Source organism: Acinetobacter sp. GW821-FHT01C12, from assembly GCF_059422625.1.
Genome location: NZ_JBWKXD010000001.1, coordinates 1,147,783 through 1,169,355 on the forward strand (window position 1 = coordinate 1,147,783; position 21,573 = coordinate 1,169,355).

The following is a 21,573-nucleotide window of genomic DNA, read 5'->3' on the forward strand; positions in this document are numbered from 1 at the left end:
CAAGCTTTACAAGCTAAAAAATCACCCAATGCAATTGATTTAACTAAAAATATTTATTAATAAAAATTATATTCTTGTACCTAAGTTTTTTGACAGATTGACTATACATTGTGTTGAATAGGTCTTTCGGCTATTCCCTCTGCTGATTGAGCCCATGCGCTGATTTAAAAATAGTTTTGCGCAGCCATAGCGAAACACTGACCAACGCAATCAATACAGGGACTTCAACCAAAGGACCAATAATCGTGGTAAATGCGACAGGTGAAGCCAATCCAAATGTTGCAATCGCGACAGCAAGTGCCAATTCAAAATTATTTCCTGCCGCGGTAAAAGAAATCGCCGTAGTTTTAGGATAATCATTGCCCATCCACTTGCTCATAAAAAAGCTCAGGAAAAACATCACCACAAAATACAGAGTTAATGGGATGGCAATTCGCAATACATCGAATGGTAGTCTAATTACATCCGCCCCTTTTAAACTAAACATCGCCACAATGGTAAATAACAATGCCAGTAAACTCAGCGGACTGACTTTAGCGATAAACATTTGTTGATACCAGTCTAATCCTTTGCGTTTAACCAGAATGATCCGACTTAGAAAGCCCAATAAAAATGGGATACCTAAATAGATTAAAACCGCATGTGTAATCGTCCAAAAGCTAACATCAATAACTTTTCCTGCCACACCAAAATACGGTGGTAGAACTGTTAAAAACAACCAAGCATAAGTACTAAAAAAGACAATTTGGAAAATACTATTAAAAGCAACCAAAGCTGCGACATATTGATTGTCACCACCTGCTAAGTTATTCCATACCAATACCATCGCAATACAACGTGTTAAACCAATAAGAATTAAACCCGTCATATATTCAGGATAAGCATGTAAAAACACGATCGCTAAAGCAAACATCAGGCACGGCGCGATTAACCAGTTTTGTAGCAAAGACAAAGTTAACGTTCGTTTGTCTTTGAAGACTACAGCTAAGGTCGCATAATCCACTTTGGCAAGTGGCGGATACATCATCAAAATTAAACCTATCGCAATGGGTATATTGACTGACTCAAGGCTTAAACGATTTAAAGCCACTGCTACCTGTGGGAAATATACGCTGATGCAGATCCCCAATCCCATCGCAATAAAGATCCATAAAGTTAAATTGCGATCTAGAAAAGAAAGCCGCGAAGTTGGCTGATTTGAGTTCATAACAGCTTACTCACAACAGCTGTTGATTTGGATCAAGTCTGAACCACCCATAACTGAATTCGCAGTTTGCGCTGCAATTATGTTTAATACTGCATTGGCCCATTCTGGTAATTCAGGATTTAAACGGTAATACACCCATTGGCCTTTGCGTTGATCAAGTAAAATGGACAAATTCCTCAACAAGGCCAAGTGTCTAGAAATCTTTGGCTGGCTTAAATTTAAGGCTTCGGTGATTTCACAAACACAAACGTTACCTTGTGCCAACACAATTTTTAAAATATCCAAACGAGTTGGGTCAGATAAGCACTTAAAGAAATCGGGTTGATCCATCGCAATTACTCAATTTTATGGTTTAGCATATTCACTATTGCGAATATACGCATATCCATATATAAATGCAATATTGCTTTTTAACAGAGAGTCGATCGATGTCATCTCAAATTAAGATTTATCATAATCCTGCCTGTGGGACTTCACGCAATACCCTTGCACTCATTCGAAATGCAGGTATCGAACCTGAAGTGATCGAGTATTTACAGTACCCACCAAGCAAGGCACAACTCATCGAGTTGATTCAGCAATCTACTTTGTCGGTACGAGATGCAATACGTAAAAATGTTGATGTTTATAAAACCTTAAAACTAGATCAAACAGAATGGACTGACGATCAATTGCTTAATTTCATGTTGCAATACCCGATTTTAATCAACCGCCCTTTTGTGGTGACTGAATTGGGTGTACGTTTATGTCGGCCCTCTGAATTGGTTTTAGATCTCTTATCTGCGCCACAACGTGCTGCTTTTAGTAAAGAAGATGGTGAAATTATTATCGATCAGCAATTAAAAAGGCTTAAATAATTTTTTAGGGTTTTTCAAAAAACCCGATTAATTAAACATAAGATATTGAATATTAAATATTTTAACAAAAATCAGCTCAATTAATCCTGAGTGTTTTACTAGGTTGAATCTTATTTTCAAACCCTTACAATAAAACCATATTTTTAGTATGCCTTTTAAATTTATATGAGCATCTCACACATTACTGAACTCCTATCACCAGCTGGATCATTGAAGAATATGCGTTATGCATTTGCTTACGGTGCCGATGCGGTATATGCAGGTCAACCTCGCTATAGCTTGCGAGTTCGTAATAATGAGTTTGATCATGATCATTTAAAAATAGGGATTGCAGAAGCGCATGCCTTAGGCAAAAAATTTTATGTGGTGGTAAATATTCAACCGCATAATGCTAAATTAAAAAATTTTATTCGTGATCTTGAACCTGTGGTCGCCATGCAACCTGATGCACTGATCATGTCAGATCCTGGCTTGATCATGCTGGTTCGAGAAAACTTCCCACAAATATCCATCCATCTGTCTGTACAGGCAAATGCGGTCAATTGGGCAACCGTAAAATTTTGGAAAAATATGGGACTCACCCGTGTCATTTTGTCACGTGAGTTATCTATCGAGGAAATTGAAGAAATTAAACAGAATGTACCCGATATGGAAATCGAAGTTTTCGTACACGGTGCACTCTGTATGGCTTATTCCGGTCGTTGCTTACTTTCAGGCTATATGAATAAACGTGATGCTAATCAAGGCGCTTGCACCAATGCATGTCGCTGGGAATACAATATTCACGAAGCAACAGAAGATGCATCTGGGGATGTCATTCCAGTCCAACAACTGGAGACAGCATCAGACTGTTGCAACAATAAAGATGCCGACGAGCAACACGCCATACAACAACATCAATTTGGCGAACCGGTTTTATTACAACGTCATAAAGAAGACATGTTTGCTGCTGAAGAAGACCAACATGGCACTTACTTTATGAACTCTAAAGACTTACGTGCAGTTCAGCACGTAGACCGTTTAACCAAGATGGGCATTCATTCCTTAAAAATCGAAGGACGCACCAAATCTTACTTTTATTGCGCCAGAACAGCACAAATTTATCGCAAAGCGATTGATGATGCGCTACAAGGAAAACCGTTTGATCGGGCGTTAATGTCACAACTCGAAGGTTTAGCCAATCGAGGTTATACCGAAGGTTTCTTACGCCGTCATGTCCATGCTGAATATCAAAACTATGCATCGGGATCCTCTCAGTTTGACCATCAGCAATTTGTTGGTGAAGTGCTTGAACGCAACGATGATTACATCAAGATTGAGGTGAAAAATCGTTTTGTTGTGGGTGACTCTATGGAACTCATGACCACATCTGGCAACATCACATTTATTCTTCATGAAATTTTAGATAAAAACAGACAACCGATCATAGATGCAAAAGGCTCAGGATATATTGTAGAAATTCCAATTCCTGCCGATATTGATATGCAATATGCCTTATTAATTAGAAACTTACCAAATTCGACTGCTGATATTTCAGCATCATCATTGGCTTACCAAGCAGTTTAGGATATCGAAATGGCTTTAATGATTACAGACCAGTGCATCAATTGTGATATGTGTGTACCAGAATGCCCCAATCAGGCAATTTTTGAAGGCGAAAAGTTCTATGAAATTGATACACAGCGTTGTACTGAATGTGTCGGATTTTATGAACATCAAACCTGTGTGGATGTCTGTCCAATTGAATGTATTGTTCAAAATCCACAACATATAGAAAGCAAAGCACAATTATTAAATCGCTTTCATTATCTAAGTTTGTTTGGCTAAGACAAAATGCCACACCAATTCTAATCTTGGAACGTATTTTGCTTAGTTAACGCATAGGTTCAGATAATAATAACAATAAAGAAAATGGAGCTGAGCTGTATGGCAACACAGCTCATGAAAAGGGGAAAACAACAACATTAGGGAAAAGCCAAGGTGTATTTGGGGAACACTTTGGCTTTTTTCTTATTTAAAAATTTCTGTTTGATTTAATCTTTAATTTCAAGATAGGCAATATAAGCAAAAAGCTAAGCGATGATAAAAATCACAGATCTTCATTCATGGGCAAAATTTTGCGAAAACTTCTCCTTACACCACTGTTTGACTTCATTCACAATAAAATCAGCATCTGGCAAAGTTAAAAAATAGTAATTCCATGCCGTTTCAACACATGGGGATACAATTTTCAGCCGCCCTTGTTGTAAATCATTGGCAATCGAAATGCGGCTTAATAATGCAATACCCTGTCCAGACAATACAGCCTGAATTGCATGACTTTCTTGCGTATAAAATACCTGCGCTTGCCCTGCTTGAATATGTAAGCCTTGTTTTTCAAACCATTTCTGCCAATTGACTCGATTTGGACAGTATTCGTCTCCCCAGGTAAAGTGAATCAATGGCACAGTCGTCCAGTTCATAGTTGCAATATCCAAAGAGGGATGCCCGACAGCTACATATTCATCAACTGCAAATAATTCTGCATCAACATCTTGATAGCCCCCTGAACCATACCGAATCGCTAAATCATAGAGACCAGACGTCATATTGATGAGGTCATAACTCGCATGTACCCGAAACATAATATTGGGAAAACGACTTTGTAACTCTGGCAAATAGGGAATAATCCACTCACTTGCAAAGGATGGTGTTGTCGTAATGGTAAATAATCTTTGTTTATTTTGCTCAAGTTGAAACAAAGCAGTTTGAATCTGTCCAAAACCTGACTGTACATGCTTAAGCAAATACTCTCCTTCTGGCGTTAGGCTAATCGAGCGTGTACGTCGTTCGAATAACTGTATATTCAATTGCTGTTCCAGCTTCTTGATACGATGGCTTAAGGCGGTAGGTGTTAAAAACAATTGGTCTGCTGCTTTTTTAAAACTGAGTTGTTCAGCGACATGCTGAAAAGCCAACAATTGCTCCAAGGAATTATGCAAAACCACCGAAGATCACCGTGCAAAATATAAATGAATTAGATTCAGTTATAACATGTATTTTTATCGTTTGTTGTTTTTTTCATATTCTATAAAAATCAATTTGAACAAACAACAAATTGAGTAATGATCATGGCAAATATACTAAAAATAGATACTAGTTTAAGAACAGGTATTTCAGGTACGCACCCACATGGTTCTTTAAGCCGACGCTTAACCGAATTATTTATTGATCAATGGAATGAAATTGATTCATCTGTGCAAGTTAAACATCGTGATTTAGGTCGAAATCCACCCCCTTATATTGATGAAGAGTGGATCATTTCTGAATTTGGTTATGCAGAATCTGAAGAAAAGGCACAACAACGCCTACAACTGAGCAATGAGTTTATCGAAGAATTACATTGGGCAGATATTATTGTGCTTGGCGTACCGATGTATAACTTTGGCACACCTGCTCATCTAAAAGCCTATATTGATCACATCGTGAGAATGAATAAAACCTACTCATTTGATCTTAGTAAAGAGCAACCGTACTCAGGGCTTTTGGATCATCAAAAAACCATGATTATCCTTTCTGCCCGTGGTGGGCATGACTTCGATTCAGCTGATGCGCCATTTCCCAATCATGCTGAACCCGCAATAAAAACAGCATTCAATTTTATAGGTATCGAAAAATTTCATAAAATCGCAATTGAGTATCAGGAATTTGGTGGCGAGTTGTTAGCGCAATCGATCCAAGCCGCAGAACAAAAAACCATTGCGCTTGTTCAAGATTTGCAACATTAACAAAGCTTATTTTCGCAAACTCTCTTCAATAGTATTCAATCTCCAACACAAAAAAAGGAATTGAGCTGTTAGCAACTCAATTCCTATCAAGGGTAAAACATGAGATAAATGTTAAGGCAAGCCAAAGTGCTCATTACGGCACTTTGGCTTGCTTTTCAACGTGTAATCATTGAAAGATTATTGACCTGAACGAATTATGTAATCGAATGCAGATAAAGACGCTTTTGCCCCCTCACCAGCGGCAATGATGATTTGTTTGTAAGGCACTGTTGTACAGTCGCCCGCAGCAAATACACCTTTTACATTGGTTTCATTACGATCATTTACCACAATTTCATTACGGTTTGAAAGCTCTACAGCAGTTGCTTTTAAGAAATCTGTGTTTGGTAATAAACCAATTTGTACAAAGATTCCCGCAAGTTCAATGGTATGCAGTTCGTCTGTTGCACGGTCTTTATACTTCAACCCTGTCACAATCGAGCCATCACCAATCACTTCTGTAGAGAGTGCATTCAAAATCACCGTGGTATTTGGCAAACTATTCAATTTATCTTGAAGCACTTGGTCAGCACGAAGTTGAGTATCAAACTCGATCAATGTGACATGTTCAACAATACCTGCAAGATCAATTGCGGCCTCTACACCTGAGTTACCCCCACCAATCACGGCAACCTTCTTGCCTTTAAATAATGGACCATCACAGTGTGGGCAATATGCAACACCACGTGTTTTGTACTCTTTCTCACCTGGTACATTCATCTCTCTCCAACGTGCACCTGTAGATAAGATGACCGTTTTTGATTCAAGTTTTGCACCATTTTCCAGTTCAACTTCAACTAAACCATTAGTTGTTTGATCCGCACCAACAATGTTTTTCACTTTTTGTAAGTTCATAATGTCCACACCGTACTCACGTACATGCGCTTCCATATCTGAACCAAACTTAGGACCTTGTGTTTTTTGTACTGAGATAAAGTTTTCAATATCCATGGTGTCCATGACCTGACCACCAAAGCGCTCAGAAACAATACCTGTGCGAATCCCTTTACGTGCAGCATATACCGCAGATGTTGCACCAGCAGGTCCACCACCAATCACCAATACATCAAACGCTTCTTTAGCATTCAGCTTTTCAGCATCTTTAGCCGCAGCACCGCTGTCCAATTTCGCAACGATTTCTTCCAAAGTCATACGACCTTGACCAATATGTTCGCCATTTTGGAAAACCATAGGTACAGCCAAGATTTTGCGTTCTTCAACCTCATCTTGGAAGAATGCACCGTCGATCATGGTCGCTGTAGTGCCAGGATTATTAATTGCAATCAAGTTAAGTGCTTGAACAACATCTGGGCAGTTATGACAGCTTAAAGAAACGAATACATCAAAATTCGCAGTCAGGTTTAAACCTTTGACTTGAGCCAAGATTTCATCAGAAACTTTTGGCGCATAACCTGATACTTGTAATAAAGCTAAAATTAGCGAGGTAAACTCATGCCCCATCGGTAAACCAGCAAAGAATACACGAGGTTGTTCACCTACTTTTGCAATACCAAAGCTCGGTTTACGATCATTCTGACCATCGAAACGTGCAGTCACTTGATCTGACAGCGCAGCAATTTCAGTCACCAACTCTTTAATTTTGTCTGACTTATCAGAACCATTTAAAGAAGCAACAATTTCAATTGGGCTCTCAAGACGCTCTAACAATGTTTTTAATTGAGCAGAAGTATTTGTATCTAACATGCTAACAATCTCCAAGGGAGTAAATTTCTTTCGTTGAATGTATATTACGTCTATTTAAAAAATAGATAAAACAGTTTGTTTTTATTAAATCAATCGGTTTTTTAGTTTAACAAAAATCAGCCACGTTCTCATCAGCATATCCCCCTATTCTCAAATTTAAATTCTTTAATGCTGGTATATATATGGGCATTGGCTAGAAAATCAATAGACATCCCCCGACTTCCTCGAAACTTAAAATTAGATTAATTTTCAACAAAAATAATATTTCTTCGACCATCTCTCTACAAAAAATCATGCGCAGCCAAGCCACAAAGTTTTAAGCTAAATTTATGTTGTGGTTTCTCCAATTAAGTACAACAAGGTGTACTTATTCACAATTCCTGTATAAATAAGTGAAGAGGTAAAACAATGAAAATAGAGTTCGTATTCGATATCGTCTATCCAATGAGTTATGTGGCGTTTGAAAAACTCAAACAACATTGGAATCAACCCATGGCGAAAAAAATCGAATTATTACCTGTGCAAGTTTTACCAGAAATTCCAGAACAAGGCTTAGATGTTTATCAATACCTGACTGAAAGATATGGAACCAAAGAAGCCAATCGCAAACTTGATATGGCAAAATTTGCGGCTTATAGTCAAGATTTAACCGTAGATATTGAGCATATGAAGCGTATGCCCAATAGCCGTTTAGCCCATCAAGCGATATTGGCTTTAGACAATATCTTTGACCAATTCGCATTAACGCAGGCTTTATTCCACGCCATATTCGCCCATGGTAAAGACATTGCCAACCCAGAAGTACTGAAACAAATCATCGAAGGTATGGGCTTGGATGGCACGAAAGTTCTACGTTCTATTCAACATAAGGAAATCGCAGATAAACAAACTGAGATCACCCACTATGTACAAGGTTTCGGTAAACACCCAACGCCTTACTATATTGTGGATGGTGAAATTTGGGATAAAACCTTTGATACCTTAGAACTGAAAGACCTGATTACCAACCGAGCGAAAGATGTCGCTTAGGACAACGAGATTTAATTTTACAGCAATAAAAAAGCACTTTTGCTCATCACAAAAGTGCTTTTTATCAGTATTTCTACAAAGTATAAGCTTTAAAGTGTTGCACTAACCGATACGATGACCAATTCGATGTAAACGTTTCGCAATTCGGCTTGCCACCCCATAAATCATCAAGCTAAAAAATAAACTGAGTGCTGAAATTCCCCATAAAACCTTTTCAACAATGTTCGACCAAAAGCTTGCACGACCCACTTGCGCTTCAACACCTTGCGCAATCGGGGAAAGCGCTCGATTAAATACCTGATGTTGAATTGTCCATAATTGCTCAGGTTTAAAGCCGTATTCTAAAAAGCGCGAATCAGATTGCTCCGCTTTAATCAATTTTTCTGCGTAAACCGTCGCCACAACCTTATCAACTGGTTTATGCATCAACGCGGTTTGTGCCAATAAATAGCTTTGTACTGTTTCCGGCGCATCCGATCTTTGCAGATATTGATAAATAGCGCTTTGCTGAATGTTTTGATCATACTTTATAAATGATTTTAACTCCTTGTCTTCATCATCTTTCAGATCATATTGCACATAAGTCAAACCAGACCAGAGTATAATCAAGGATAAAAGCCATGCTACAAATTTAAGGATAAAAGATTGAAAGCGCACTTTAAAAAAGCGAATTTTTTTTAATACACCCACAATAATAAATGCGCCAATAAAAGACACTATTAATTTTAAGATCAACCAACCCAACCATGACAATGCATTCATCAGATAGTCTGGTTGATGGATATATTCTCTTAACTGCTGATCTAGAATATATGGCAAGTGCAATTGATGAACCTGTTGTGCCACACCAAATAAGTTAAAAACCAATTCCTGTTGAAAAAAAACAGAAACTAAACTTGCGATACCCACAGAGGATAAAACCACAGCCGAAACCATCAAATTCCGTTTTCGACGCTGAAGTATTTTTAATCCATGTTCGATCTGTTGAATATCTACAGGATATTGAGTTTTTTCAGTCAACCTTTACACCTTTAGATGAGATTGTGCCAAGATTTAAGCTTTGGCTTAGGATTGATGTGTACTGGTATCTAATACCAACTGTTGCAAATTCGATTGAAGCGCTTTAATCCGAGTCGAAGCCTCTTCACGTTTTTGCATGCCCTCTTTCTGAATTTGAATGACATCATTTACAGTTTTAATCAGGGTATTTTGAACATGTTCAAGTGTTTCAATATCAATCACTGAACGTTGATTGGCTTTGGCAGTATCCACAGAATTTTGATGAAGTAAATCTGCATTGCGTTTTAATAGCTCATTGGTTGCATCATCAATCGTGTTGGCAAGTTGTACGCTATTTCGTTGCTCATTTAGTGAAATCGCCAAGCTGATCTGGTTTTTCCATGCAGGTAAAGTAATATTTTTAATGGCATAAAATTTATCAACCAACATCATATTATTGGATTGAATAATACGAATCATCGGTAAGGTTTGCATTGCAGATTGTTGCAAGACTTGTAAATCACTGACCCGCTTTTCTAAATTGTTGGCTAAATGGTTGAGGTCATAAACACGCTGATTGATTTTAGGATCTTGCTCTTGCTGAGATAAAGTCGCAATTTCTTGCTGCACTTCAACTTGCTTGATTCGGCCTGCAGCAATATAAATACCCAGTTGTCGATATTCCTCTTGCACTCCATTAAACATACGATCTAATGTGTCCACCCGTGCTTTTAAACCTGTTTGCGATGTTTCAATTTCCTTGACCAATGAATCTATTTGCTCTTTAGTGGTATTAAAATGTTGATCGAAACTTTGCTTAGCACCTTTAAACTTACTGAGTATGCTTCCAATAAATCCTGAGTTTTTTGATTGATTCAAAATGCTGGATGTATTCAATTGCTGAGCAACTTGCACAACTTCATTTAATTTTTGTCCAGTCACATCTAAGTCTTTATTTTTGACTAAGTTGAGTAATTCATCTGTATATGAAGATGTTTTGGTCGCAATATTTTTACCATATTCAGCTACGGATGCATGATTAATATTGGCTAGGTCTTTATGCGCATTAACAACCTCATTAAAATCTTCGGTGTTTAAACCTATTTCTTTCAAATTCAATTGTTCAAACTTTTGTAATTCCAACGGCGTATTGGATTTTTCAGTTAATGCTTGATGATTCGAATCACTCATACTTCTATCCTATTTATTTTCTAATGATTTCTTTAATGATTGAATTAATTTATCACGACTTTTATCCAATTCTTCAGTCGTTGTAAAAGAATTCTGCGCACTACTCTGTTTGACATGATATTGCCATGCAGGAATCAGGACATGCTGAGCTTCATTAAAGCGATCAAGTAAGCTCAACGAAAGCTGTTGTGTTAACTGCATTTGTGCTAACGCAATATCATTACTGGCTTGTAGCGTTTGTAGCGTATTGACTTTCTTAGACAGCCGATCTGCAAAATTATCCAAGGGATGACGATGTTGTACAAAAGCAGGATATTCATGTAAAAATTCCTGCGCTGCACGAATATATTTCGCCATTTGCTCTCTTAAGCCATTGGCTTGTTGGAATCTTGCTTCCGACTTTTGAATTTCGATTTGTAATCTTTGACTCAAATGTTTGGCTTCATCAATTAAACTTTCTAAATCATTTAAATATTTGACTTGTCCAACACTAAATTCCAAATCCAAACCTAACCATTTTTGTATCGCATTGAATTTACGTTGATTTAGCTTTTTCTTGGATGCAGATAATTGCTGAATAATATGTGCAATAATTTGACTCAGCTTTTGCGTCAAACTTGGATCGATGGCTTTTAACAGTACCGATTGTGCTTGAATCAACTGATCAGCATACAAATTCAGTCGTGTTTGATTATCGAGTAGTGGAACCAAATCATTTCTTTTAATCGAAAGTAATTCATCAGAACTACATGGGATCTGTTCAAGCGGTGTAAGTACAGTAAATTGCTTCATATCAGTTCAAAATGAATAACTTTTCAATGATTTAAGGGAAATCAATCAACAAACCCTTTCTATTTAAAACTTATAATACAAATTAGGAAGAAAGCCCATACAAATAGCAAAAAACATACAGATAGCAAAAAGCCAGTTTTTAGAAACTGGCTTTTTGCTATAACACAATGTGTTAAAAATGATTATTTTAAATGTATTGATTTGACTGTTATTGCTTTGGTTGTCTACTCATACAACGATAAGCTGTTAACCCGAACAATCCAAGAATACTCAACCACCCCAATGAACCACCACCACTTGTACGTGTACTTCCTGGCGCTGTACCTGAGTTTTCTAATTTCACAGTTGCAGCATTAGAAATAACACCATCCGCATCATACACATAGTAGGTAAATTTATAGCTAAATGGATCAAGTGTATTTCTAAGTTGAATATGGACTTTACCACCATAGCAGGTATATTTACTATCGCTACCAGGACAAGGGCCGCTACGATCAGCAGTAATCACGACAGGATCGATATTTGTTCCAATACGAATAGGTAATTCAACCCCATCTGTATTGACATAAAATTTTGGTTTATTCGGCTTCGCTGTTAATGCAGCCGCATTACCATCACCATCATCATTGGCATATTGCAGTAAATCTACGTCAATTGCTTTGGTTGAGCTATATTCAATTTTAAAACTACTATCCTCTACAATAGGTGCAATATTAGTAAAGCTTCCAATCACATAGGCTGAAGAGCTAATGTTTGGATCTGTCTTTAACTTAAGTTGATAACTACAGAATTCATTATCACCCGATGGTGTAACACTGTCATCTATACGCCATAACATAATTCTCTTTAAGTTTGGATTCCACTCACATTTAAAGTTTGGATCTTCCTTACCTGCAAAGACTTTATTGCCATCCAACAAACCCACACCAAGTGGTTTTACAATCACGTCATAATTGTCCACACTTAAATGTTTTACCACCCGAACATCTTTACCAGTAGCATCTTTAGTTATAATTTCTGCAGGCAGATTGGCTACAAAAGGATCGACAAAAATCGTGCGATACTTTTGATCTGATTTGGTGTATTTGATTAAATTACTATACAACTCTGACTGAAATTTATAAAAGGGAATATAATCTTGCTTGGTTGCTGGGTCAGCAATCAACTTATTGTAATTATCCAAGATGTTTTGATAAGAGCTAAGTGCAGCAACGACCGAGGTATTGGTTGAACTTAAGTTATTTGCGGTTAAACGTAACACTTCTGTAGAGCCAATATCACATGAATTTGCTACATCGTTTTGACCATTTGAGTTTTCTGCAATCACGCGTGTGACACCACGCTGATCAACGCCACTACAACCTGTATAACCAATATCGACAAGATCTTTGTCTGTACCTAAATTTTTAGGAAAATACATTGGCATAAAGCCTGTAGATTCACTTGGTGCTTCTAATTCATTTAAAATAGTTGAAAATTCAATATTAGCCAGATCCAGTGAATGGTCCTTGCCCTCTTTAGTCACAGCCTCTGCAACTTCGCACTGATCATCACCAGTAGCCAATTTTAAAGCATTATAAACAAGTACAACACCTGAACCTTCCACCTTACTCACATCACCATTTGCATAACGGCAAGATTTCCCAGTATTGTAAGCCAAGATATTATTACTCAATGCTTTTATACCATTGAATCCATACAGCAGGGTTGCCCAAGCATCATTCTTTACAATGGTATTGCTGACCAATGACAAAGAAGAATTATCACTAAAATTAACCTTTCCTTGTGGCGTCAATTGGCTAAATTGGATGATGCTACCTTGACTGGCACTTGCAGTATTTTTGGTCATGGTATTTGCAGTAAATGTTACTGCTGGTTGCCCACAAAAGCTAAACATACTTAAGCTATTTGCAGCACCATTATTCATGAAAGTCGTACCACTCACTGCAATATTTCGTGTTGTAAAAACCAAGTTATCCGCACACGTCATTCCAAGTACACTGCCTTGGTCCGCAGTATTCCCATCAAATAGACCATAACTTACAGTCAGGGAGCTCGATACATCGTTTAAATAAATCGCACCACCAATTTTCGCTTTGGAATTCAGAATAGATACGTTATTTAAAGTTGTCGCACCACCAGCATAAATCGCACCACCCACACTGTTATTGGTCTCATTTAAACTTGATCCATCTTTTAGAATCAAATCATTCAGCGTTAAACTCGGCTTATTTTCATAAATGGTATTGAAAATACGCGAGTTTCCTTGACCTGAAATTGTGGTTTTTAATGGGGTTGCCGCAGGGAAATTATTGGTCAATACATCTGGGCGACTATAGTCACCAGGTTCTTTACCAACAATGGAAACATCTGAGTTAGGTCTTAACTCTTTAGTCAACTTATATTCACCTGCTTCTAACTGAATCACATTGGGTACTGTTGAATAAACCTGTCCTGCACTACAGCCACCATAAGCTTTATGTGTGGCGGCAGCGCGTAATGCTTCTCTTAACGAACACTTATCAAGATTTGTCCCATCTTCATCGTCAAAGGTGGTCACATAAATCGTTTTATCATCTGCCGCCATCAATGACATGGTCGACAATACAACAAGTGTCAGAAATCCTTTTTTATAGTTTTTCATGTGCAATCCTTTACTTATATTTGATCCGTCGATAGCCTGCTAAACCGATCAATCCAATGATTGAAAGAAATCCTAAACTTCCGCCAGAAGTCTTTACTTTATAGTCCTTAAAGTCATCAGGTTTTCTTTGTACAATTCTCGCAGGGATCGTAATATAAGGATTATCTGATTTATTAAAACTTGTAGTTGAAGTCACTACATTGATTTTAAATTCATCTGAACCTTGCCAACGACTATTTGGTGTGTAGACAATATCACCAGCCTGATTTATCGTCATGGTGCCTTTAGATGGGGTATTGGTTTGAATAACTTTTAAGCAACCAATTTGCCAAGGCTTACCATTGTCATCCAATTCACGATTAAAAATTTGTTTACACTTTTCAGCACTGACAAGTTCGCCATCTTGTAATTGATCTGAAATTGAAAATTTAGCTGTTTCTCCATATAAAATATCTTGACCCACCGTCGAAATATCTGAGGTGTTAATCACCAACTCAATAGCACCACGATCACATAATTCTGAATTAACATCTCGATTTTTCCCGCGCTGATCAACAGATGAACAAAGTGTTATCTTATCTTGAGGTTCTGGGCCATGGTTAATAAGTAGAGAATCTTCAGCTGAATTATAACTTGGTAAAATTCGTGGTAAGAAATAACCTAAAGCTACCGTAGGCGCCTCAGCAAATGGGCATAAAATCCCATTGGTACTATAGTCACACTTGCCTTCTGTGGTACTTCCAGCAATCAGTTGTGCATTACCTAAGGCTGTAGATTTAAAACCAGTACATCCTGAAGAATAGAGATTATTACTGATCTGTTCTGCTTCACCACCAGACACAATCGTACAATCTTGTGTACCATTTTTGGCAATAATACTATTTGCAACAAAACCTTTCTTTTGAGGGGCGTCTACAATAAGGCCCATACTATTGAGGATCATGGTGATATTATTGAGCTGCATAGCATCGTAGACTTTAACCACATAGCCTTTATTGTTAAAAATCGTACTATTTTCAATCCCATAGGGCGCAGTAGAACCAAAGGCTTTTAGTGCATCTTCAGAAAATTGATTTTGTGTTTCAAAGTTTGAACTTGTAGCATCAGTAACTTCATTATCTCGAATCAATGATTGTGTGATAACAAATGCAGGTAATTCAGTATAAATTACACCACCTTTTTCTGCTTTATTGCCTTTGATTAAGGTCTTGTTAATAGCAACGATACTTAATGCGGTATTCGCAGCATAAATGCCTGCATTATAGATTGCACCACCTTCTTCAGCATGACCATCTAAAAGCTGGCTATTACTTATCCCCAATGCTTCTTTGTTATAGATCAGACCGCCTTGCTGAGCACATAGCTCTTGACCACAACCTTTTAAGGTAATTTCATCAAATGAAACCTTCAGCATTGCAGGTGGTGTCTCTGCTTTCTCATCTATATCTTTTTCGATCTGAAATAAACGTTCTTTTCCAACCATTTTAATAATGGCATTGTTTTTACCTACAAGCGTTTGTGTATTATTTACGTTACTTTCATAGGTCGAACCAAATGCGACATCCTTTAATATTCGGATTTGCTTATTCAGTGAATACTCTTTATTGCCTTGTAATATAATTTTTGCAGTCACCTCTTTGCCGCCACCACAACCATTATAGCCAGCTTCAGGCATTCCCTGATTGACGTATTCAACTGCTTCTCTTAATGAACACTGATTATCAGCTTTTACAATATCGTCTGTGGTAGTCACAGTAATATTTGCACTAAATGCCTGACCAGTAATACATAATAATCCTAAGCCTATGCCCCGTTTGAGCATTATAGTCTCCTTGATTTCTTTTAATTATTTCTTATTAGCCAGCATTACGCTTTGCTATCAGTCCTTTTTGCGTACTTTGTCACACACGATAAAAATTCTCAAGAATTTTCATCGGCCGATCTATTGACTTCACTTCTTGTGTTACGCGCACTCAACAATAGTAAAAATCAACTATTGTCGATATTCATCAATCAATGCATAGAGCTGTCTTAAAGTTGCATGAGATAATTTAGTCTTCTCACCCTTTAATAACTTTTCTAGCTGTTCAACAGACTGAAGTAGTGTACTCGTTTGATGTGGCCCATGTAATAGCAAATATTCCGTTATTTGTGGGTCAAAATGTACACCCCGACGTTCCAACACAGAATGCAATAAAGCATGTCGATCTGCATAGGACTGTCCACTCGGTACTTTTACACTGACTGCCTGAGTAAGGCGAGATTGTAGGTCTGGTAATTCTAGCTTTAATTCTATCGGCGCAAATCTTGATGAAAACACCAACTGTCCGCCATCTTCGTTATTGTTATTAATCAGATGAAATACCGCTTTTTGCCAATGCGGTACACCACTAATGGCCTCGATATCATCCAAGGCAACCAAATCATAGCTTTCTAATGAGGTAATTGCCTCTATGGGCGCATCAAGTAATTCTAAGAGCGATACTTTAATCGCAGATTTGCCAATCTCTAAATAAGAATCGCAAATCGCCGTGAGTAAATGACTTTTTCCAGTTCCAGCACCACCATAGATGTAGAAACGATTCATCAGCCCTGCATGAAGCTGACGCACAGCATCAATTACAGGTCCCCAACCTGGCCCAGAAAAATCACTAATTCTGGCATCCAGTTGTGGTTCTATATCCAACTGTAATTGACGCATATATTCAAATCATTCCTAAAGTGGATTTTGATCATTTTTAATCGATTGATCAGTATCTTGCGTGTTTTTAACTTCAATATCAAGATCAACTTTGTCGCTTTCGACTGAAATTGTTTCAGTAGTGCCATTATTTTGTATGGTCACTAAAGTATCCTCTGCTTTAAAGAACTGACTTTCTTGATATAAATCTTTGAGATGCTTGAGTAAAACCACAATAACAGCGGCAACTGGCAGTGCGATCAACATCCCCACAAAGCCCCCCAACTGAGCCCCAGCAAGTACTGCAAATACCACAGCTACAGGAGATAAACCAATTTTATCACCCAATAAGAACGGTTGAAGAATATATCCTTCGATGAGCTGCCCTACACCAAATACGGCCAGAACCATTAATAAATGTTTTGGATCTAGACCAAACTGGAAAAAACAGGCAATCACTGCCGCAATAATTCCGACACCAAAGCCAAGATATGGAATGATACTGCACAGCCCCGCAATCATACCGATAATTAATCCAACCTCTAGCCCCACCAATTGCAAGCCCACGGCATAGACGATTCCCAATAAAATCATTACAAGGAACTGTCCTTTAACAAAAGCCCCCAAAACGCTATGACATTCTCCAACAATTTTAAGTACATTGCTTTCATATTGACGAGGAATAAAACTTTTTAAGTGTTCCAACATCCGATTCCAATCAAGCAGGAAATAGAATGCAATAATTGGAATTAAAACAATTGTTCCGCCGATCGAAATAAAACTCAGTCCAGATTGGGCAATTTTTAAAGCCATCGCTTGGATACTGTCCGCACTATAGTTGGTCTGAACATACTCCATTACTACTTTAGAAATTTGGTCTGTATCCAATTCCATATGTTCAACATTGAAATTGTTGGATAACCACGGTAGGAAAGTAGAATTCACCCAATGGATTCCCGCAGGAATACTGTCACGGGCATAAATTAATTGTTTCCAAACCAAGGGCACGACAAACCATATTGCCCAAGTCAGTAACACACCTATTCCAATAAATACCACTGAGATAGAGAGCCACCTTGGTAAAAATTTAGACAGCTTATCCACCACTGGACTAAATAAATAGGCAACCAGAAAAGCCGCAACAAAAGGAATCACTACAGGTTTTAATAAATATAAAATCCATAAAACTAAAGCAATTCCAGCAAGGATAAAAATTCGTTTTAAAGTCCGATCGTGCATCGAATCACGCCTTTTTCAAATTTATTCGTTATGGAGGGGAAAATATTTTCATAAAGATAGCATTTTAGTGCAGAAATAACATAAGAGTTTCGTATATTCGGGTATAATCCCCGCGCGAATGCGGAGACTTCAATTATGAGCAACTCAACTTCTACCCCAAACACTGGTTTAAGCTATAAAGACGCTGGTGTCGATATTGAAGCGGGCGACGCACTTGTCGATCGAATCAAATCTGTCGCTAAACGTACAACACGCCCTGAAGTAATGGGTGGTTTAGGCGGCTTCGGCGCACTTTGCAGAATCCCTAAAGGTTATGAAGAACCTGTTCTTGTATCTGGTACAGATGGTGTCGGTACAAAATTACGTTTAGCATTGAACTTAAATCGTCATGACACGATTGGTCAAGACTTGGTTGCAATGTGTGTAAACGATCTTCTTGTATGTGGTGCTGAACCTCTATTTTTCCTCGATTATTACGCAACTGGACATTTAAATGTTGATGTTGCTGCAAATGTTGTGACGGGTATTGGTAAAGGTTGTGAGCTTGCAGGCTGCGCATTGGTCGGTGGTGAAACTGCTGAAATGCCAGGAATGTATGAAGGTGAAGACTATGACCTCGCAGGTTTCTCTGTGGGTGTGGTTGAAGCAAGTAAAATCATTGATGGTACGAAAGTAAAAGCAGGTGATGTTCTTATCGGCTTAGCCTCTTCTGGCGCGCACTCAAATGGTTATTCTTTACTTCGTAAAATCTTAGACGTAAAAAATGTCGATTTAACTCAAATTGTAGATGGTCGTCCGCTTGCAGATGTTGCAATGGAACCAACACGTATTTATGTAAAACCAGTACTTGAACTGTGCAAACAAGTTGATGTCCATGCAATGGCACACATCACAGGCGGCGGTTTACCTGGTAATTTACCTCGCGTCCTTCCAAATGGTGCTCAAGCCGTAATTAATGAATCCTCTTGGCAATGGCCTGAATTGTTCAAACTTTTACAACGTGAAGGTGCTGTAGAACAATTTGAAATGTACCGCACATTTAACTGTGGTGTGGGTATGGTCATCGCAGTTGATGCTGCTGATGCTGACAAAACTATTGAAGTTTTGACTGCTCAAGGCGAAAAAGCATGGACAATTGGTCATATTCAAGAAAATGCGGCTTCTATTGAAGGTGCAGATGAAAAAATTCGTGTGATTTTTGCATAAGTCTCTCACATGATTAAAATTGCTGTACTTGTCTCAGGCAGTGGAAGTAACCTTCAAGCCTTGATTGATGCCAATCTTTCAGGGCAAATCGTGGGGGTCATTTCCAATAAACCTGAAGCATTTGCCTTAGAACGCGCTACAAAAGCAGGCATTGCAACCACGGTGATTGAGCATAAACACTATCCTGATCGTGAAACTTTTGATGCTGTCATGCATCAACAATTACAGGATTGGGATGTTGATTTAGTCATTCTCGCTGGTTTTATGCGTATTCTCAGTGCCAAATTTGTCCAAGCATGGGAAGGGAAAATGGTCAACATCCACCCTTCACTATTGCCCCATTACAAAGGCATGTATACACATCAACGTGTTTTAAATACAGGTGATATTTTACATGGTTGTACTGTGCATTATGTCACTGCTGAGTTAGACGCTGGACAAGCGTTGACTCAGGGTGTTTTAACAGTCGATCTACATGATAATGTGCAATCCCTTGCAGCACGTGTACATGTACTTGAGCATTTAATTTATCCTCAAGCAGTTGAATGGATCTGTAATGGCACCATTCAACACTTGGAAAATGGTCAGGTTTTATTTAAGGGACAAGCACTTAAACAGCCAATTCAATTTTGCCAGCTTTAAGTATTGCTTGATTTCAAATACTGTCGAAAAAAATGCATCCTCGGATGCATTTTTTATGGCTAAACGAAATTTTATAATCTGCTATCTAAACAAAAAGTTGAACGATAATTTAACGCGGTTCAGAAACCTCTATATCTTCAATTTCAAACGCTGTATTGATTTGACAATAAATCCACAAGTCAGGATAGTCCATTTGCGCAATAAAAATTAAACTCGTTACGCCTTCGATAAAAAAGCAAATTTTGTATAAACATAACTGCGCCTTTAAGACTTGTTGACTCTGATGCCTAATCTCGGCTTCCATATCAATATAAGCAGCGTCGGTAAGTTCTTTAGCAATCTGAGATTGAAGTTCACTTAATTTCTGCTGGGTCAGTTTTCCTATCACATTTCCAGCGGATTGAAGCAACATCGCAAAATCATCAAATTTAGGCTTTTCAACTTCTAAATCAAATTCAACATCAATGATCTGTGTTGGTCCGAATTGGTAGGATCCCAATAGAACATCACTACTTATTCTCAAATCATTAAATATTTGCATAAAAATTACCTAAAATCATCGATTCTGTTGAATTAGCTTTTTAATTAATTCAACTGTTTCAACTGGATGTTCCAACGGAAACATATGCCCTCCAGCCGTCAGGGTAAAAGGAATATTAAATTTCTTTTTGGCTATTTGTGGAAATTTACGTTTTAAAAAAGGACTCTCTGAACCAATCACCAAATCTACAGGAACTTTTGGCTGTGGATGCGGTAACCACCAATAAGAAGGACCTGTTCTAAAAATTGCAACTTCAACATCCTTAGGAATAGTTAAAGTTACGCCACCACGAACATGGTCTTCTGTTAGCGCATAATCGATATAAGCCTGAAAACAATCTGCATCAAAATGCTGATAAAACCCCTTTGGACGTAACAACTCTGCGGCTTGCTGACGTGATTCCCAATGATCTCGACGGCGTATGCTGAGATGCGCTGGTGTCATTGCATCGATCTTTTGAGGATAAAATTTCTTTGCAAGATTAAAAACAAAGGAGGCGGTCCCCATAATCAAAGGAGGATCCAATAAAATTGCTTGTTCAAATAAATCTGGGCGCTTAAATGAGGCCAAAAAGGTTGAAACAGCGCCTAATGAATGGCCTAAACCAATCACTTTACGTCCATTAGACTGTTGCACAATACTATCAATCACTTGATCTGCAAAATTCGACCAATTGTTATCAATAGGATAACGTTGATCTGTACCCAATAAAGAAACATAAATCACATCATATTGATCTTTCAGTAAATCGAACAGTTTGGTATAGACTTGAGATGGCACACCATTGGCATGGGCAAAATGAATAACAGGTTTCATGTGAGATAGGCTAACCATGTCTTGCTTTACACTCTAAATATGATGAATTGAAAATACTGTAGCTGATAAATAGGATTCAGTTAAACATTTTAAGTGAACTCCGTGCTCTTGTTTTGCACTTAGCGATGCCACTCAAATGAATTAAACAGGTTTAAAGCAGTTATAAAGGCTTAAGGTAACAAGAAAATAGAGCTTTAAGATTTTGTTTGGCTTAATTTTT

20 protein-coding genes are annotated in these 21,573 nt (G+C 37.9%); 7 read left to right on the top strand and 13 right to left on the bottom strand.

The features are described 5' to 3' along the window. Window positions 1–130 precede the first annotated feature (130 nt). Window positions 131–1,207, bottom strand: a complete 1,077-nt coding sequence (arsB, locus tag AC07WY_RS05465) for an ACR3 family arsenite efflux transporter (protein WP_494735898.1) — start codon at window positions 1,205–1,207, stop codon at window positions 131–133. A gap of 6 nt (window positions 1,208–1,213) precedes the next feature. Beyond that, a complete protein-coding gene (locus tag AC07WY_RS05470; protein ID WP_151801968.1) occupies window positions 1,214–1,537 on the bottom strand; it encodes an ArsR/SmtB family transcription factor in 324 nt (107 codons plus the stop codon). A 98-nt stretch (window positions 1,538–1,635) separates the two neighbouring features. Here AC07WY_RS05470 and arsC point away from each other — a divergent pair, with 98 nt between their 5' ends. The 3 genes from arsC to AC07WY_RS05485 all read left to right on the top strand — a co-directional run bounded on the left by arsC (window position 1,636) and on the right by AC07WY_RS05485 (window position 3,891). Next, window positions 1,636–2,064, top strand: a complete 429-nt coding sequence (gene arsC / locus AC07WY_RS05475) for an arsenate reductase (glutaredoxin) (protein WP_262085577.1) — start codon at window positions 1,636–1,638, stop codon at window positions 2,062–2,064. Between the two features lie 165 nt (window positions 2,065–2,229). After that, window positions 2,230–3,630 (top strand): prephenate-dependent tRNA uridine(34) hydroxylase TrhP, encoded by a 1,401-nt coding sequence (gene trhP / locus AC07WY_RS05480; RefSeq protein WP_262085576.1) that lies wholly within the window; start codon window positions 2,230–2,232, stop codon window positions 3,628–3,630. 9 nt (window positions 3,631–3,639) lie between these two features. Beyond that, window positions 3,640–3,891 (top strand): YfhL family 4Fe-4S dicluster ferredoxin, encoded by a 252-nt coding sequence (locus AC07WY_RS05485; protein ID WP_004721738.1) that lies wholly within the window; start codon window positions 3,640–3,642, stop codon window positions 3,889–3,891. Between the two features lie 272 nt (window positions 3,892–4,163). On the opposite strand, the gene AC07WY_RS05490 is transcribed toward AC07WY_RS05485, so the two are convergent. Next, window positions 4,164–5,021, bottom strand: a complete 858-nt coding sequence (locus tag AC07WY_RS05490; protein WP_081407376.1) for a LysR substrate-binding domain-containing protein — start codon at window positions 5,019–5,021, stop codon at window positions 4,164–4,166. Between the two features lie 153 nt (window positions 5,022–5,174). Here AC07WY_RS05490 and AC07WY_RS05495 point away from each other — a divergent pair, with 153 nt between their 5' ends. After that, window positions 5,175–5,831 (top strand): FMN-dependent NADH-azoreductase, encoded by a 657-nt coding sequence (locus AC07WY_RS05495; protein WP_494735899.1) that lies wholly within the window; start codon window positions 5,175–5,177, stop codon window positions 5,829–5,831. Between the two features lie 177 nt (window positions 5,832–6,008). Here AC07WY_RS05495 and ahpF read toward each other — a convergent pair whose 3' ends face one another. Beyond that, window positions 6,009–7,574, bottom strand: coding sequence for an alkyl hydroperoxide reductase subunit F (gene ahpF, locus AC07WY_RS05500; RefSeq protein ID WP_434277798.1), 1,566 nt, complete (start codon window positions 7,572–7,574; stop codon window positions 6,009–6,011). Between the two features lie 408 nt (window positions 7,575–7,982). Here ahpF and AC07WY_RS05505 point away from each other — a divergent pair, with 408 nt between their 5' ends. Continuing rightward, complete coding sequence (locus AC07WY_RS05505) at window positions 7,983–8,603, top strand: DsbA family oxidoreductase (protein WP_004721747.1); 621 nt, start codon at window positions 7,983–7,985, stop codon at window positions 8,601–8,603. 102 nt (window positions 8,604–8,705) lie between these two features. Here the strand turns inward: AC07WY_RS05505 and AC07WY_RS05510 are convergent, their stop codons facing one another. The 7 genes from AC07WY_RS05510 to cxpE all read right to left on the bottom strand — a co-directional run bounded on the left by AC07WY_RS05510 (window position 8,706) and on the right by cxpE (window position 18,148). Then, window positions 8,706–9,623: a hypothetical protein gene (locus AC07WY_RS05510; protein ID WP_262085573.1), complete on the bottom strand. Its 918-nt coding sequence runs from the start codon at window positions 9,621–9,623 to the stop codon at window positions 8,706–8,708. 45 nt (window positions 9,624–9,668) lie between these two features. Next, window positions 9,669–10,793, bottom strand: a complete 1,125-nt coding sequence (locus AC07WY_RS05515; RefSeq protein WP_262085572.1) for a toxic anion resistance protein — start codon at window positions 10,791–10,793, stop codon at window positions 9,669–9,671. A gap of 9 nt (window positions 10,794–10,802) precedes the next feature. After that, window positions 10,803–11,585, bottom strand: coding sequence for a tellurium resistance protein (locus AC07WY_RS05520; RefSeq protein WP_262085571.1), 783 nt, complete (start codon window positions 11,583–11,585; stop codon window positions 10,803–10,805). Window positions 11,586–11,793: 208 nt separating this feature from the next. Further along, entirely contained in the window at window positions 11,794–14,229 is a 2,436-nt protein-coding gene (locus AC07WY_RS05525; RefSeq protein WP_494735900.1) for a CSLREA domain-containing protein, read from the bottom strand. 10 nt (window positions 14,230–14,239) lie between these two features. Further along, window positions 14,240–16,051 carry a rhombotarget A gene (gene rbtA / locus AC07WY_RS05530; protein WP_494735901.1) on the bottom strand — a complete coding sequence of 604 codons (1,812 nt, stop codon included), beginning with the start codon at window positions 16,049–16,051 and terminating at the stop codon, window positions 14,240–14,242. Window positions 16,052–16,222: 171 nt separating this feature from the next. After that, window positions 16,223–16,930 carry a DnaA regulatory inactivator Hda gene (gene hda / locus AC07WY_RS05535; RefSeq protein ID WP_004721759.1) on the bottom strand — a complete coding sequence of 236 codons (708 nt, stop codon included), beginning with the start codon at window positions 16,928–16,930 and terminating at the stop codon, window positions 16,223–16,225. 15 nt (window positions 16,931–16,945) lie between these two features. After that, window positions 16,946–18,148 carry a chloramphenicol efflux transporter CxpE gene (gene cxpE, locus AC07WY_RS05540; protein WP_262085568.1) on the bottom strand — a complete coding sequence of 401 codons (1,203 nt, stop codon included), beginning with the start codon at window positions 18,146–18,148 and terminating at the stop codon, window positions 16,946–16,948. Between the two features lie 135 nt (window positions 18,149–18,283). Between cxpE and purM the strand changes: the two genes are divergently transcribed. Together purM and purN are read left to right on the top strand one after the other, a co-directional pair. Next, the gene (purM, locus tag AC07WY_RS05545; RefSeq protein ID WP_004721761.1) at window positions 18,284–19,354 is read left to right on the top strand and encodes a phosphoribosylformylglycinamidine cyclo-ligase; all 1,071 of its coding nucleotides are present in this window, start codon (window positions 18,284–18,286) and stop codon (window positions 19,352–19,354) included. Window positions 19,355–19,363: 9 nt separating this feature from the next. Beyond that, on the top strand, window positions 19,364–19,996 hold the full coding sequence (purN, locus tag AC07WY_RS05550) for a phosphoribosylglycinamide formyltransferase (protein ID WP_262085567.1): 633 nt from the start codon (window positions 19,364–19,366) through the stop codon (window positions 19,994–19,996). Between the two features lie 109 nt (window positions 19,997–20,105). Here purN and AC07WY_RS05555 read toward each other — a convergent pair whose 3' ends face one another. Further along, the gene (locus AC07WY_RS05555; RefSeq protein WP_494735902.1) at window positions 20,106–20,537 is read right to left on the bottom strand and encodes a hypothetical protein; all 432 of its coding nucleotides are present in this window, start codon (window positions 20,535–20,537) and stop codon (window positions 20,106–20,108) included. Between the two features lie 15 nt (window positions 20,538–20,552). Next, window positions 20,553–21,353 carry an alpha/beta fold hydrolase gene (locus AC07WY_RS05560; RefSeq protein ID WP_262085565.1) on the bottom strand — a complete coding sequence of 267 codons (801 nt, stop codon included), beginning with the start codon at window positions 21,351–21,353 and terminating at the stop codon, window positions 20,553–20,555. Window positions 21,354–21,573: the final 220 nt, after the last annotated feature.

Excerpts from the sequence above, each read along its gene's own strand:
- AC07WY_RS05560 (WP_262085565.1), bottom strand. The coding sequence starts at position 21,353 with ATGAAACCTGTTATTCATTTTGCCCATGCCAATGGTGTGCCATCTCAA.
- arsB (WP_494735898.1), bottom strand. The coding sequence starts at position 1,207 with ATGAACTCAAATCAGCCAACTTCGCGGCTTTCTTTTCTAGATCGCAAT.
- purM (WP_004721761.1), top strand. The coding sequence starts at position 18,284 with ATGAGCAACTCAACTTCTACCCCAAACACTGGTTTAAGCTATAAAGAC.
- rbtA (WP_494735901.1), bottom strand. The coding sequence starts at position 16,051 with ATGCTCAAACGGGGCATAGGCTTAGGATTATTATGTATTACTGGTCAG.
- arsC (WP_262085577.1), top strand. The coding sequence starts at position 1,636 with ATGTCATCTCAAATTAAGATTTATCATAATCCTGCCTGTGGGACTTCA.
- cxpE (WP_262085568.1), bottom strand. The coding sequence starts at position 18,148 with ATGCACGATCGGACTTTAAAACGAATTTTTATCCTTGCTGGAATTGCT.
- AC07WY_RS05485 (WP_004721738.1), top strand. The coding sequence starts at position 3,640 with ATGGCTTTAATGATTACAGACCAGTGCATCAATTGTGATATGTGTGTA.
- hda (WP_004721759.1), bottom strand. The coding sequence starts at position 16,930 with ATGCGTCAATTACAGTTGGATATAGAACCACAACTGGATGCCAGAATT.
- AC07WY_RS05555 (WP_494735902.1), bottom strand. The coding sequence starts at position 20,537 with ATGCAAATATTTAATGATTTGAGAATAAGTAGTGATGTTCTATTGGGA.
- AC07WY_RS05495 (WP_494735899.1), top strand. The coding sequence starts at position 5,175 with ATGGCAAATATACTAAAAATAGATACTAGTTTAAGAACAGGTATTTCA.
- AC07WY_RS05505 (WP_004721747.1), top strand. The coding sequence starts at position 7,983 with ATGAAAATAGAGTTCGTATTCGATATCGTCTATCCAATGAGTTATGTG.
- ahpF (WP_434277798.1), bottom strand. The coding sequence starts at position 7,574 with ATGTTAGATACAAATACTTCTGCTCAATTAAAAACATTGTTAGAGCGT.
- AC07WY_RS05525 (WP_494735900.1), bottom strand. The coding sequence starts at position 14,229 with ATGAAAAACTATAAAAAAGGATTTCTGACACTTGTTGTATTGTCGACC.
- purN (WP_262085567.1), top strand. The coding sequence starts at position 19,364 with ATGATTAAAATTGCTGTACTTGTCTCAGGCAGTGGAAGTAACCTTCAA.
- trhP (WP_262085576.1), top strand. The coding sequence starts at position 2,230 with ATGAGCATCTCACACATTACTGAACTCCTATCACCAGCTGGATCATTG.
- AC07WY_RS05470 (WP_151801968.1), bottom strand. The coding sequence starts at position 1,537 with ATGGATCAACCCGATTTCTTTAAGTGCTTATCTGACCCAACTCGTTTG.
- AC07WY_RS05520 (WP_262085571.1), bottom strand. The coding sequence starts at position 11,585 with ATGAAGCAATTTACTGTACTTACACCGCTTGAACAGATCCCATGTAGT.
- AC07WY_RS05515 (WP_262085572.1), bottom strand. The coding sequence starts at position 10,793 with ATGAGTGATTCGAATCATCAAGCATTAACTGAAAAATCCAATACGCCG.